This is a genomic window from Streptomyces marianii (assembly GCF_005795905.1).
Taxonomy (GTDB): domain Bacteria; phylum Actinomycetota; class Actinomycetes; order Streptomycetales; family Streptomycetaceae; genus Streptomyces; species Streptomyces marianii.
This window is the reverse complement of sequence record NZ_VAWE01000001.1, coordinates 1,515,230-1,528,710: the sequence shown is the minus strand read 5'-3', so window position 1 is coordinate 1,528,710 and position 13,481 is coordinate 1,515,230. Positions and strand designations below refer to the sequence as shown.

The 13,481-nt window shown below is 73.3% G+C and carries 11 protein-coding genes and 1 pseudogene; 7 read left to right on the top strand and 5 right to left on the bottom strand.

All coding sequences use genetic code 11. The annotated features are described in order from the left end of the window. Positions 1-597, top strand: a pseudogene (locus tag FEF34_RS06810) (sugar transferase); the annotation flags it as partial. A 42-nt stretch (positions 598-639) separates the two neighbouring features. Beyond that, positions 640-2,457, top strand: coding sequence for a DUF4012 domain-containing protein (locus tag FEF34_RS06805; protein ID WP_138052318.1), 1,818 nt, complete (start codon positions 640-642; stop codon positions 2,455-2,457). A 139-nt stretch (positions 2,458-2,596) separates the two neighbouring features. On the opposite strand, the gene FEF34_RS06800 is transcribed toward FEF34_RS06805, so the two are convergent. From FEF34_RS06800 to FEF34_RS06790, 3 genes are all read right to left on the bottom strand, one after another. Next, positions 2,597-3,202 carry an arsenate reductase/protein-tyrosine-phosphatase family protein gene (locus FEF34_RS06800; protein WP_325063622.1) on the bottom strand — a complete coding sequence of 202 codons (606 nt, stop codon included), beginning with the start codon at positions 3,200-3,202 and terminating at the stop codon, positions 2,597-2,599. Positions 3,203-3,347: 145 nt separating this feature from the next. Continuing rightward, a complete protein-coding gene (aceB, locus tag FEF34_RS06795; RefSeq protein ID WP_138052317.1) occupies positions 3,348-4,970 on the bottom strand; it encodes a malate synthase A in 1,623 nt (540 codons plus the stop codon). Positions 4,971-5,305: 335 nt separating this feature from the next. Continuing rightward, positions 5,306-5,917, bottom strand: coding sequence for a nucleotidyltransferase family protein (locus FEF34_RS06790; RefSeq protein WP_171052852.1), 612 nt, complete (start codon positions 5,915-5,917; stop codon positions 5,306-5,308). Between the two features lie 270 nt (positions 5,918-6,187). Between FEF34_RS06790 and FEF34_RS06785 the strand changes: the two genes are divergently transcribed. The 3 genes from FEF34_RS06785 to FEF34_RS06775 all read left to right on the top strand — a co-directional run bounded on the left by FEF34_RS06785 (position 6,188) and on the right by FEF34_RS06775 (position 8,080). Then, positions 6,188-6,499 (top strand): DUF5955 family protein, encoded by a 312-nt coding sequence (locus FEF34_RS06785; RefSeq protein WP_171052851.1) that lies wholly within the window; start codon positions 6,188-6,190, stop codon positions 6,497-6,499. A gap of 139 nt (positions 6,500-6,638) precedes the next feature. Then, positions 6,639-7,352: a class I SAM-dependent methyltransferase gene (locus FEF34_RS06780; protein WP_138052315.1), complete on the top strand. Its 714-nt coding sequence runs from the start codon at positions 6,639-6,641 to the stop codon at positions 7,350-7,352. A gap of 152 nt (positions 7,353-7,504) precedes the next feature. Further along, positions 7,505-8,080, top strand: coding sequence for a TetR/AcrR family transcriptional regulator (locus FEF34_RS06775; RefSeq protein ID WP_138052314.1), 576 nt, complete (start codon positions 7,505-7,507; stop codon positions 8,078-8,080). 200 nt (positions 8,081-8,280) lie between these two features. Here the strand turns inward: FEF34_RS06775 and FEF34_RS06770 are convergent, their stop codons facing one another. Beyond that, on the bottom strand, positions 8,281-9,087 hold the full coding sequence (locus FEF34_RS06770; protein ID WP_138052313.1) for an IclR family transcriptional regulator: 807 nt from the start codon (positions 9,085-9,087) through the stop codon (positions 8,281-8,283). 334 nt (positions 9,088-9,421) lie between these two features. On the opposite strand from FEF34_RS06770, the gene allB reads away from it, so the two are divergent. Continuing rightward, positions 9,422-10,774, top strand: a complete 1,353-nt coding sequence (gene allB / locus FEF34_RS06765) for an allantoinase AllB (protein ID WP_138052312.1) — start codon at positions 9,422-9,424, stop codon at positions 10,772-10,774. A 4-nt stretch (positions 10,775-10,778) separates the two neighbouring features. After that, positions 10,779-11,900 carry an allantoicase gene (alc, locus tag FEF34_RS06760; protein ID WP_138052311.1) on the top strand — a complete coding sequence of 374 codons (1,122 nt, stop codon included), beginning with the start codon at positions 10,779-10,781 and terminating at the stop codon, positions 11,898-11,900. A 164-nt stretch (positions 11,901-12,064) separates the two neighbouring features. Here the strand turns inward: alc and FEF34_RS06755 are convergent, their stop codons facing one another. Next, positions 12,065-13,255 carry a DUF418 domain-containing protein gene (locus FEF34_RS06755; RefSeq protein ID WP_138052310.1) on the bottom strand — a complete coding sequence of 397 codons (1,191 nt, stop codon included), beginning with the start codon at positions 13,253-13,255 and terminating at the stop codon, positions 12,065-12,067. Positions 13,256-13,481 lie beyond the last annotated feature (226 nt).

Here is a 13,481-nt window from a genome sequence, read left to right as displayed (position 1 = left end):
GGACGTCCGGCCGTCAAACGGGCCATCGACGTCGTCGGGGCCGCCGCCCTGCTCCTCCTGCTCGCGCCGCTGCTCCTCGCGGTGGCCGTCGCGGTGAAGGCGGACTCCCCGGGTCCGGTCCTGTTCCGGCAGAAGCGCACGGGCCGCCACGGCAGGGAGTTCGAGGTGCTGAAGTTCCGCACCATGCACGTCGGGGCGGAACGGATGAGGGCCGGGCTCGACGCCCGGAACGAGTCCGACGGACATCTGTTCAAGATCCGCGAGGACCCCCGGGTCACCACGACCGGCCGCTGGTTGCGCCGCTGGTCCCTGGACGAACTGCCGCAGCTGGTCAACGTGCTGACGGGGCAGATGTCGCTGGTCGGTCCACGGCCGCTGCCGATCCGGGACTCCGCGTTCACCGAGGAGGCCCGGCGCCGGCTGCTGGTCCGGCCGGGCCTCACCGGCCTGTGGCAGATCGGCGGACGGTCCGACCTCGGCTGGGAGGAGGCGCTCCGCCTCGACCTGGAGTACGTGCGCACCTGGTCGATCCGCATGGACCTGAAGATCCTCGTGCGCACGCTGCCCGCCGTCGCGCGCGGCGACGGCGCCTACTGACGCGGCGTGCGACGCACCGCTGCCCGACGGAGGGAGACGCGCATGCCGCGTCCGGAACACGGCTTCGCGCCCCGCATCGCGGACAGGGCGGCGCGCTGGTGCCGCCGCCGGCCCGCCGCGGCCTCGATGTGCGCCGCCGCGGGGCTGCTCCTGGCCGGGGCCGTCTGGATCGCCGTCACCGGAGTGCTCGCCCGCCACGAACTGCTGGCCGCCCAGCGGAGCCTGGAATCGCTGCGTGGCACGGCCGCGGCGGGCGCGCCGGCGACGAGCACCCCGGAGGGCGCCGTGCGCGAGGCCGCCGACCGGGCGGCCGGGGCGCACCGCCTCACCACCGGGCCGGCCTGGTACGCCGCGGCGCACCTGCCCGTCCTCGGCGGTCCCGTCCGCACCGTACGCGGTGCTGCGGAGGCGGCCGACCGGCTGACCCGCGACGTGCTCTCGCCCCTCGCGGACACCGCCGGCGAACTCGTCGCCGGTGCCGGGGCGGACGGCGGTCATCTCGATCTCTCCGCACTTCGCCGTGCCGCCCCCGCCCTCCACGAGGCATCGCGCAGCGCCTCCGAGGTGCGCGCCGACGTGGCCGGCCTGCCCCGGAGCACCTGGCTGCCGGCCGCGGACCGGGCACGGGCCCTGCTCGCCGACCAGCTCGACCGCCTCGTCCCCGCCACGGTCGAGGCCGCGGCCGCGGCACGGGTGATGCCGTCCATGCTCGGAGAGAAGAGCCCGCGACGGTATCTGGTGGTCTTCGAGAACACGGCGGAGGCGCGCGGCACCGGCGGGCTGCCCGGGGCGTTCGCAATCCTCACCGCGGACCGCGGCCGCCTGGGATTCGAACGCTTCGGCAACGACAGCGAACTGGGGAAGGTCCGCGCGTCCGTCGACCTGGGAGCCGAGTACACCGCGATGTACGGCCGCCACGCGCCCACCGGTGTCTGGGCCAACTCCAACGTCAGTCCGCACTTCCCGCACGCGGCGCGGATCTGGACCGCCATGTGGCGGGAGCACAGCGGCCAGCGGCTGGACGGCGCCTTCGCGCTCGATCCCGGCGCCCTGGCGGGGCTGCTCGCCGCCGCCGGTCCCGCCAGACTCCCCGACGGGACCGCCGTCACCGCCGCCAACGTGGTGGACCTGACCGAGCGCACCAGCTACGCGGCCTTCCCCGACACCGCGGAACGGAAGGCGTACTTCCTCGACGTCGCCCGCGCCACATCCGAGGTGCTCCTGGGCAGTGCCGGCGACCCGGCGCGACGCTCCGCGCTCTTCGCGGCGCTGCGGGGCCAGCTGCGGGAAGGGCGGGTCAAGGTGTGGAGTGCCCATCCGGCCGAGCAGCGCGAGCTCGCGGCGCACCCCTTCGGGGGCGTCCTGCCCGACGGCCCCGCCCCGTTCGCCGGACTGGTCGTCAACAACGCGGCCGGCACCAAACTCGACTACTACCTGGACCGGCACATGGACTGGACCGCCGGGCGCTGCACGGAGGCCGGACGCGAGGTGACCGTGACCGCGTCGCTGACGAATGGGGCACCGGGCTCGGGCCTGCCCGCCTACGTCACCCAGCGGGTGGACCGCCCGCCCTACGGGACCCGGCCCGGCGACAACCGGTTGCTGGTCTCGTACTACGCGACCTTGGGAGCACGGCTGGCGAGGGCGACCGTGGACGGCCGGCCGGCCATGCTGAACCAGCTGACCGAGCGCGGCCACCCGGTCTACACGGTCGACATGGAGCTGCCCCGCGGCGTCACGCGCACCCTCGTCCTGGAACTCGTGGAACGTCCTTCGGACCGTCCCCCGACGCTGCTGCACCAGCAGCTCGTCCGGCCCCTGCGGGCCACGGCGCGGCCGCCCCGCCCCTGCGGCGGCTGAGCCGCCGGTCCTCCCGGGGCGCGGGCAGTCGGCCGCGCTCGCGGGTGGTCGGGCTGATGCAGTCCGCGGCCCGGCGGGTACGGACTCCGGCGTGCGAGAGGGCCCACCCGCGGCGGGCGGCCGGCACGGGTGGGCCCGCTCAGTGCGGAGCGGCCAGCACGGCCGCGGCGATGCGTTCCACGGGCTCGGCGATCCGCCGGGCCACCTCACGGGCCGTCTCCGGGGGCGCCCCGTGCGGATCGGCCACGTCGTCGTCGTCCGCCCGGCCCGAGTTCCCCCGTCGTGCCGCGGCTCCGCCGACCAGCGTGGCGGCCCGTCCGGCGGGATCCGCGACGCCCGCGGCGTCCTCCGGCCTCAGCAACCGGGCGAACTCGCGCAAGGTGAACGCACGCTGTAGTGCCCACAGCGGGGAGAGCCGCACGACCGCCTCGCGATGTTCCGCAGCGGCGCCCAGGACGAGGTCGGAGTCCTCCACGTGGGCCGTGGTCAGCCGGCGGGCGAAGGCGCCGCGCGGATCGCCTCCGAGCTCGGCCAGGAGGGACGCGGCGAAAGGGTCCATGGGGGTGCCGGTGGTGCCGGCGGTTCCGGCACTGCTCACCTCGAACATTCCGGGCGAGGCGGCGAGTCTGGCTCTCAGCAGGCGTTCCGCCAGCGGCGAGCGGTGCAGATTGCCCGTGCAGACGACGAGAACGCGAAAGGGCCGGACCACCCGTTCCGGGGCCGGCGCGGAAGGGGAAGGGAGCACAGCGGAATTATCGTGCCGGTCGCGGCCGTCCGGCGTGTGCCTCGCCGGGCGTGGCGCTGTGCGGCCGTGCGTGGCGGAGGTGTGGGGGCAGGCCGCCCCCGGCGCTGTGCGGTGCCGGGGGCGGCCGGCCGAGACCGACGTGCGGTCAGCCGACCAGCTGCTCGTACGCGGGCAGGGTCAGGAAGTCCGCGTAGTCCGCGTCCAGCGAGACGTGCAGCAGCAGGTCGTGCGCCTGCTGCCACTTGCCCGCCGCGAAGGCGTCCTCGCCGATCTCGGCGCGGATCGCGGCCAGTTCCTCGGCGGCGACCCTGCGGGCCAGTTCGGGTGTCGCCGTCTCGCCGTTCTCGAACAGGACGCCCGCGTTGATCCACTGCCAGATCTGCGAGCGGGAGATCTCGGCCGTGGCCGCGTCCTCCATCAGGTTGAAGATCGCGACGGCGCCGAGGCCCCGCAGCCAGGCCTCGATGTAGCGGATCCCGACCTGGACGGCGTTGCGCAGACCCTCGTACGTGGGGTGCGCGTCGAGCGACGCGATGTCGATGAGGTCGGCGGCCGTGACGTGCACGTCCTCGCGGAGGCGGTCCTTCTGGTTGGGCCTGTCGCCCAGCACCGCGTCGAAGGAGGCCATGGCGATGGGCACCAGGTCCGGGTGGGCGACCCAGGAGCCGTCGAAGCCGTCACCGGCCTCACGGTCCTTGTCGGCCTTGACCTTCTCGAAGGCGACCTTGTTGACCTCGGCGTCCTTGCGGGACGGGATGAAGGCCGCCATGCCTCCGATGGCGTGCGCGCCGCGCTTGTGGCACGTGCGGACCAGCAGTTCGGTGTACGCGCGCATGAACGGCGCGGTCATCGTGACCGCGTTGCGGTCCGGGAGGACGAACTTGGTTCCGCCGTCGCGGAAGTTCTTGACGATCGAGAAGAGGTAGTCCCAGCGGCCGGCGTTGAGGCCCGACGCGTGGTCGCGGAGCTCGTAGAGGATCTCCTCCATCTCGTACGCGGCCGTGATCGTCTCGATCAGGACGGTGGCGCGGACGGAGCCCTGGGGGATGCCGACGTGGTCCTGGGCGAAGACGAACACGTCGTTCCAGAGCCTGGCCTCCAGGTGCGACTCCGTCTTCGGCAGGTAGAAGTACGGGCCCTTGCCGAGGCCGATGAGCCGCTGGGCGTTGTGGAAGAAGTACAGGCCGAAGTCGACCAGCGCGCCGGGGACCGGTCGGCCGTCCACCAGCACGTGGCGCTCGTCCAGGTGCCAGCCGCGGGGACGCATCACGACCGTGGCGAGCTCCTCCGCGGGCCGGAGGGCGTACGACTTGCCCGAGCGCGGGTCCGTGAAGTCGATGCGGCGCTCGTAGGCGTCGATGAGGTTGAGCTGACCGAGAACCACGTTCTCCCAGGTGGGTGCCGAGGCGTCCTCGAAGTCGGCGAGCCAGACCTTCGCCCCGGAGTTCAGGGCGTTGATGGTCATCTTGCGGTCGGTCGGCCCGGTGATCTCCACGCGGCGGTCGTCGAGCGCGGCCGGGGCCGGGGCGACCTTCCAGTCCTCGTCCTCACGGATCCGCGCCGTCTCCGGGAGGAAGTCGAGGGCGCTGGTACGGGCGATCTCGGCGCGGCGTTCGGCGCGGCGGGCCAGGAGCTCGTCACGCCGGGGGGTGAACCGCCGGTGCAGCTCCGCCACGAAGGCGAGTGCCGCGTCGGTGAGCACCTCCTCCTGCCGTGGCAGTGGTTCGGCTTCGACGACGGCCAGCGGCGACGGCGCTGGTGCGGACATGAGCTGTCACTTCCTTCAGCGAGCTTCACGGGCGGTACGGGTGGCTGCGGAGCACAGTGGGGTGGCACTCGGTGCCAGGGCTGCTGCGATGCGGCCGAGGGCGCCGTTCACGGGTCAGGCGCTTCTGATCAGTGGATAGTAGTTACCGCATGGTGGAAGTTCAATGTTTTGTTGATGTCGAGATTCTTCTGGTCGACATATCGTGGCGCTCGGTGCCAGGTTCCTCACGTGACGCGACGCCGCCGCGCCGGGGCGCGTGCGCCGGGCCTCCGCACCTCCGGGGCGGCGGGACGGTGCGCGGCGTCCCGGGGCCCGGATGCCCGGCCCCGTCCGGCTCACTCGAGGCGCGCCAGATCCTCCGGTGTGTCGATGTCGTACGCCTCCGCCACGTCCCCGCATTCGACGAGCGCGATCTCCGTCTCGTGCTCCGCCAGGTAGTCCCTGGCGCCGCGGTCGCCCGAGGCGCGCGCCGCCGCGGCCTCCCAGTGCCGGGCGCCGAACAGCACCGGATGGCCCCGGCGTCCGTCGTACGCCGCCGACACCAGCGCGGAGGGCGAGTCGCACGCCGCCACGATCCGGGCCACGGCCGCCGCCCCGATGCCGGGCTGGTCCACCAGCGACACCAGGGCCGCGTCGTGTCCCGCGCCCCCCGTGGCGAGCGACGCCAGGCCCACGCGCAACGAGGAGCCCATCCCCTCCTCCCAGTCCGGGTTCACGGCCACGACGCAGCCGGCCAGATCGGCCCGCCTCGTCACCTCCTCCGCCGCCGCGCCCAGCACCACGTGCACGGACCGGCAGCCGCCCGCTCGCAGGACCCGCACCGCGTTCTCCACCAGGGGGCGTCCTCGGTGCTCCAGCAGTGCCTTCGGGCGGCCGCCCAGCCGGCGTCCTCCGCCCGCTGCCAGCACCAACCCCGCGACCTGCGGCTTGTCTGAAGTGTGAGCCATGCTTCCTGCTTACCCCATCGGGCGGCGCTGTGGTGTGTCGACCCGGCCCGGCGGACGGACCCGCCCCGCGACACCGGGGGGCGGACCGCGCGGCAGCCGGTGCGGCGCCGTGCGGGTCGCGGTCGCCGGAAGCGGACCCGTCGAGCTGAATTTCGTACCACGGAGTGGCGGAGCGCTTACGGAATGGCGTTAACTGGCCCGCGACCCCAGGTGTTCGACCACCCTCCGGCGGGCGTTCACCGGGCAGCACAGCGACGTGCGAGGGGGGCTTTGTTGCGGAGTGTGGGGCAGACGCGGGAGACACGGAGTGGCGAGGATCCGAGGGTGACGGAGCTGCGTGCCGCCGTCTCCCGGCTCCGACGCGAACTCGCCGGCCATCCGGCCGAGTTCGCAGACCGCGGCATCGCGGAGGACGAACTGGCGGCCATGGACGCGATGGCGCTGAGCGGCGTGCCGGAGATCCGGCGGCTCCGCCGGTCCCTGCTGCTGGTCGCCGGAGCGGTCGGCTCGGTCAGCGCACTGGCGGCCGGACTGACGAACGTACGGAACGCCGTGGAACTGTTCGGCGAGCCGAAGGGCTGAGTGCGCGCGGACGGCCGGCTCCGTATCCACGCGGACGGCACCGTCCCTCGCGTGACGTCGCGCGCCCGCGGCTTCCCACGCCCGTGACTTTCTCGCATCCGTGACTCTCCCGCGCCCGCGCTGACTACGCTGGGAGTCGATGTTCACCTCCCAGGGCCCCACCCTCCGCGAACTCGCCGTGCAGGCACTGTCATCGGTCGAGCGCGGATACGACCTGCTCGCGCCCAAGTTCGACCTGACCCCGTTCCGTACCCCGGACCGCGTTCTCGACGAGACCGCCGACGCGCTGCGGGCGTTCGGTCCGTTCCGCTTCGGGCTGGACGTCTGTTGCGGCACGGGGGCGGGCGCGCGAGTGCTGCGCGGACTCTGCGAGGAGCGGGTCGTCGGCGTCGACTTCAGTGCCGGGATGCTGCGTGAGGCCCGCCGGGCCCATCCCGCGGCGGACTGGGTCCGCGCCGACGCCCGCGCCCTGCCGTTCCGCCCGGTCTTCGACCTCGCCGTGAGCTTCGGCGCCTTCGGGCACTTCCTGCCGCGCGAACGTTCCGGACTCTTCGCCCAGGTGCACTCCGCGCTGCGCCCCGGCGGCGTGTTCGCGTTCCCCGTCGGAGCGCCGCCGCACCTCGGGACCTTGCCGTACTGGGCGATGCTCGGCTTCGACGCCGTGATGCGCGTACGCAACCGGGTGTGGCGGCCCGCCTTCGTCATGTACTACCGCACGTTCCCGATCGGTGAGGTGCTCGCGGAGCTCCGGCAGGTCGGCTTCGACGTGGAGTTGTCCCCTCTCGAAGGACTCGGACGACGCTCCGACGGCACTCCGCGCTGCGCGATGGTGGTGGCCCGGCGCCGATGCTGAGCGGCCCGGCGCGCGTTCCGCGCCCTCGGCCTGCGCGCGGACGGCGCCCTGGACGGGGTGGCCCGGTGCCGCATCGGGCAGCGCTCGCCACAGCGCGTAGTACTCTGACTGAAGTGGTCTGAAGGCGGTGCTGTGGACGGAGCGGTGGGCCGATGGTGAGGCGTAACGACCAGCGGCGTGCGGCCCTCGTCGACGCCGCGATCGAGGTGCTGGCCAGGGAAGGCGCTCGAGGTCTGACGTTCCGTGCGGTGGACGGCGAGGCCGCCGTCCCCGCGGGCACCGCGTCCAACTACTTCGCCAGCCGCGACGAGCTGCTCACGCAGGCCGGAGCCCGGGTCTACGAGCGGCTCCAGCCGGACGAGGCCACGATCGCCCGCCAGCGGACGGCCGGGCGCGACCGGGGGACCTACGCGGAGCTGATGCGCGAACTCGTCGGCCGCGTCGCCGCCTTCCGTACCGGCTACCTGGCACTGCTCGAGCTCCGCCTGGAGGCCACCCGCCGGCCCGCGCTGCGCGAGGTCCTCACCGAGCGGGTCCGGGCCGATGTCGACGCCAACATCGCCTACCACGAGGCCTCGGGCCTTCCCGGCGACGCGATGGCGGTGAAGCTGCTGATCCTCGCTCTGAACTGGCTGATCGTCGAGCAGCTCACCCTGCCGGACGTCTTCACGGAGGCGGAGCGGGAGCGACTGGTGACGGCCGCGGTCGAGCGCATCGTGGCGGAGTAGCAGGCGGCAGGCCCGGCGGGGGCGCGTGCGGCGGCTGTTCGTCTGCGGTGCTCGCTTCCGCGGCCTCTGCCGGTGCGGGCCGGTACTCGCTTCCGCGGCCTCTGCCGGTGCGGGCCGGTGGTCGTGTGCGGTGCCTGCTCCCGTGCCGCCGTGGTCGTGTGCGGTGCCTGCTCCCGTGCCGCCGTGGTCGCGTGCGGTCGCTACTCCCGCGGTGCCGACGTGTTCGCCAGGGCCTCCGCGAGTTCCTTCGCCACCGTCTGGAGGACCGGGACGATCTTCTCCGTCGCGGCCTCCGTCACCCGGCCCGCCGGGCCGGAGATGGAGATCGCCGCGGCCGTGGGGGAGTCGGGTACCGGGACGGCGAGGCAGCGCACCCCGATCTCCTGCTCGTTGTCGTCGACGGCGTAGCCCGCGCGGCGGACCTGCTGCAGCGCCTCCAGGAAGCCGTCGGGCGTGGTGATGGTCTTCTCCGTCGCGGCCGGCATGCCGGTGCGGGTGAGCAGCGCCCGTACCTCGTCCGCCGGGAAGTGGGCGAGAAGCGCCTTGCCCACGCCGGTCGAGTGCGGCAGCACCCGGCGCCCGACCTCGGTGAACATCCGCATCGAGTGCTTGGACGGCACCTGCGCCACGTAGACGATCTCGTCACCGTCGAGCAGTGCCATGTTCGCGGTCTCGCCGGTCTCCTCGACGAGGCGGGCGAGGTACGGGCGGGCCCAGGTGCCGAGCAGCCGGGACGCGCTCTCGCCGAGGCGGATCAGGCGGGGGCCGAGGGCGTAGCGGCGGTTCGGCTGCTGGCGGACGTAGCCGCAGGCGACCAGGGTGCGCATGAGCCGGTGGATCGTGGGCAGCGGGAGCCCGCTGCTCGCGGAGAGTTCGCTCAGCCCGACCTCGCCCCCGGCATCGGCCATCCGCTCGAGCAGGTCGAAGGCGCGCTCGAGGGACTGCACACCGCCGCTGTTCGCGGCGGGCTTTGCGGCGTCGGTGGTGCTGGCGCTGGACGTCGGCACGTCAACGGTCCTTTCAGGCGGGCGGGCAAGGCAGCAGCCTACCGGGCGGTGCTGTGGCGCACACCGCCCGCGCGGGGGCGTCGATGCGGGTCAGGGCGCGTTTGTCCGTGTGTGGCCGGTCATCCCCGATGGTCCCGCGGTGCTGCCTGTGTGCATAACTACGTTCTGCTTGTCGAAATTATAGTTCCACTTTGTGGAAACCTCTGATCGTTGCGAACGCACTCGGGAGGACCTCGGGAGGTCTTGACTGTCCGGGGGCGGAGGGGAAGACTTCTTCAACAGTTCGTTGAATTTCGCTGTGCGGAAGCACCGCGGTACGGAAGTGAGGGGCAGGGTGTCCGACACGCACGTCACGGACGTGGATCTGGTGCTGCGCTCGACACGGGTCGTCACCCCCGGCGGCACGCGCCCCGCGTCGATCGCCGTCGCCGCCGGAAGGATCGCGGCGGTGCTTCCGCACGACGCCGAGGTGCCGCCCGGCGCCCGGCTCGAGGACGTCGGCGACCACGTCGTCCTGCCCGGCCTCGTCGACACCCACGTCCACGTCAACGATCCCGGCCGCACCGAGTGGGAGGGCTTCTGGACCGCCACCCGCGCGGCCGCCGCGGGCGGCATCACCACGCTGCTGGACATGCCGCTGAACTCCCTCCCACCCACGACCACGGTCGGCAACCTGCGCGTCAAGCAGGACGTGGCGCGGCCCAAGGCGCATGTGGACACCGGGTTCTGGGGCGGGGCGCTCCCCGGCAACGTCGCGGATCTCCGGCCGCTGTACGACGCCGGCGTCTTCGGCTTCAAGTGCTTCCTGTCCCCGTCCGGCGTCGAGGAGTTCCCCGAGCTCGACCAGGAGCAGCTCGCCCGCTCCCTGGCCGAGATCGCCGGCTTCGGCGGGCTGCTGATCGTCCACGCCGAGGACCCGCACCACCTGGCGGCCGCGCCCCAGCGGCCGGGCCCCCGGTACGCCGACTTCCTCGCCTCCCGCCCCCGCGACGCGGAGAACACGGCGATCGCGAACCTCGTCGCCCAGGCCCGGCGCCTGGACGCCCGGGTGCACGTGCTGCACCTGTCCTCCGGCGATGCGCTGCCGCTGATCGCGGCCGCCAAGGCCGAGGGCGTACGGATCACCGTCGAGTCCTGTCCGCACTTCCTCACCCTCACCGCAGAGGAAGTCCCCGACGGCGCCACCGAGTTCAAGTGCTGCCCGCCGATCCGCGAGGCGCGGAACCAGGACGTGCTCTGGCAGGGGCTCGCCGACGGCACGATCGACTGCGTCGTCTCCGACCACTCGCCGTGCACCGGCGACCTGAAGACCCCGGACTTCGCCTCCGCCTGGGGCGGGATCTCCTCGCTCCAGCTGGGACTGCCCGCGATCTGGACCGAGGCCCGCAGGCGCGGCCACACCCTGGAGGACGTCGCCCGCTGGATGTCCGCCGCCCCGGCGGAGCTCGCCGGCCTCACGCGGAAGGGGGCCGTCGAGGCCGGACGCGACGCCGACTTCGCCGTACTCGCCCCCGACGAGACCTTCACCGTCGACCCCGCCGAACTCCACCACCGCAACCGGGTCACCGCCTACGCGGGCAGGACCCTGCACGGTGTCGTCAAGTCGACATGGCTGCGCGGCACGCGGATCGTGGAGAACGGCACCGTCGCCGAGCCCACCGGCCGGCTGCTCGAAAGGAACGACTGACACCGTGGCGATACCGTCCTTCACCGGCAACGCGCACCCGTACGGGGGCGGCGACCCGTACGCCGACTACCGCACCGCGGACTTCCCGTTCACCGGTCTCGCGAACCTGGCCGACCGCCGGCTCGGCGCGGGAGTGATCGCCGCGAACGACGAGTTCTTCGCCCAGCGGGAGAACCTGCTGGTGCCCGAGCCCGCCGAGTTCGACCCCGAGCACTTCGGCCACAAGGGCAAGATCATGGACGGCTGGGAGACACGGCGCCGCCGCGGTGTCTCGGCCGAGCAGCCCTGGCCGACGGCCGACGCCCACGACTGGGCGCTGATCCGCCTCGGCGCGCCCGGCGTGATCCGCGGCATCGTCGTCGACACCGCGCACTTCCGCGGCAACATGCCGCAGGCCGTGTCCGTCGAGGGCACCACCTGGGAAGGGGCCGAGGGAGCGCCCACCCCGGAGGAACTGCTCTCCGAGGGCGTGAAGTGGACGACCCTGGTGCCCCGCACCCCCGTGGGCGGTCACGCCGCCAACGGCTTCGAGGTCACCGCCGAGCAGCGCTTCACACATCTGCGCGTCAACCAGCACCCCGACGGCGGTATCGCACGGCTGCGCGTGTACGGGGAGGTCGTCCCGGACCCGAAGTGGCTCACCACGCTCGGCACGTTCGACGTCGTGGCGCTGGAGAACGGCGGTGCCGTGCAGGACGCCTCGAACCGCTTCTACTCGCCGCCCGCCAACACCATCACCCCGGGCCGCTCCCGCAAGATGGACGACGGCTGGGAGACCGCGCGCCGCCGCGACCGGGGCAACGACTGGATCCGGTACCGGCTGGTGGCCGAGTCCGAGATCCGCGCCGTCGAGATCGACACCGCGTACCTCAAGGGCAACTCCGCCGGCTGGGCCGCCCTGTCCGTCAGGACGGGCGAGGACGGCGAGTGGAACGAGTTCCTGCCGCGCACCCGTCTCCAGCCCGACACCAACCACCGCTTCGTGCTCGACACTCCGGCGGTCGGCACGCACGTCCGCATCGACATCTTCCCGGACGGGGGCTTCTCCCGGCTGCGGCTCCTCGGCTCGCTCACCGAGCAGGGCTCGGCGGCGCTGGCGGCCCGGCACCGGGAGCTCGGCGGCTGACGGAGCCCTTCCCGACGGGCGGCCGCGGCGTCGGCCCGCCCGGGACGCACCGGTTCCGACGGCACCGGTGCGTCCCGCCCCCGCCGCACCGGTGCCTGGCCCGCGGTCCGCGGTGACGGGCGGCCCCCGTGCCGTCCGGTGCCGATGCCCGTGGTGCGCGGTTCTCAGCGCCGCAGGATCCGGCTCTGCAGGGACTCCAGCGGCCCCTTGGGGAACCGCCGCAGCCACACCGCGGAGCCCGCCATCAGCACCGCGCACACCGCCGCCCACAGTCCCATCACCCACCAGGGCCGGCCCGACTCGCCGAGCCGTTCCGCGAGGCCGAGTCCGATGCCGTACGAGACGAGCACGCACAGGACGTTCTGCAGCACGTAGGCCGACAGGGCCGTCCGCCCGACCGAGGCGAGCCCCTTCGTGAGCAGGCCCTCGCGGCGGACCCGGTCCACGACGGTGCCGATCAGGCCGATGTAGCCGACCGCCACCAGGGGGGCGGCGCAGCAGCGCTCGAGCAGGAAGCCGTCGGGTCCGGCGAGTACGGACAGGCCGGTCAGCGGTACGCCGAGTCCCAGTCCCCAGCAGAGCATCCGGGTACGTATGCGCCGTCCGGCCGCGTCGGCGCCGAACGCCCCCGCCCGGTACAGCCGTACGCCCAGCAGGAACAGGAAGACCAGGAGACCGAACGTCAGCATCGGCTCCAGACGCAGGGCGACCGTGTTCTCCAGGCGGAACGCGATCTGGTCCGCGTATCCGCCGTGCGCGTACAGGTCGACGACCTCGCGCGGGACGTCCCCGCCGGACCCTGCGCCGCCGTCGTCCCCGACTGCGGCCAGGGCCGCCGTCAGCCCGCCCATCAGCAGCAGGTGCAGACCGCCCGCCCACCACATCACCCGGCGGCGGGCCCGGTCGGAGCGGGTCAGCAGCCGGGCGACGAGCAGCGCCGTGAGCGCGTATCCCATGAGGACGTCCCACGCGAAGACCAGGACGAAGTGGACGGTGCCCTCGGCGAGGAGGAACAGCGCCCGTCCCCGGTACGTGCCCGGCCAGGGCAGCCCGCGCCGTGCGGCGGAGTCGAACTGGATGGCGAGCCCGACACCGAAGATGATCGTCAGCATGGCCAGGAACTTGCCGTCCGCCACGAGCCGGAAGAGGGTCTCGGCGCCGTCGGGCAGGGACGTGAACCCCGGCATGCCACCGGCGCCCGTGAGGCTCGCCCATTCCGCGCCGGGCGCCGTGAAGACCCACACGTTCGTCATCAGCGTGCCCAGGATCGCCGTTCCGCGCAGTACGTCGAGCAGGGCCAGCCGGCCGCCCGAGGAGCCCGGCGCGCCGACCGGGGTGGACAGAGTCTTGGTCATGTCCTCATCGTCCGCGCCGTCACGCGGCGGTTCGTCGTGGCGGATGACGAATCCCCCCTACACCGAAGGATGTAGAGGCGGCGGTGCCGGCTACGCCCCGGCGCCCGCGACCGGGGTGCGGCGCGTCCGGGCTCGCCGCCCCCGGCGAGGTACGCGGATCCGGCCGGACCGCCGTGCGGTGTCTTTGGGGGTCCGGCCGGGGTGAGCCCCGACGCCACCGCGAGAT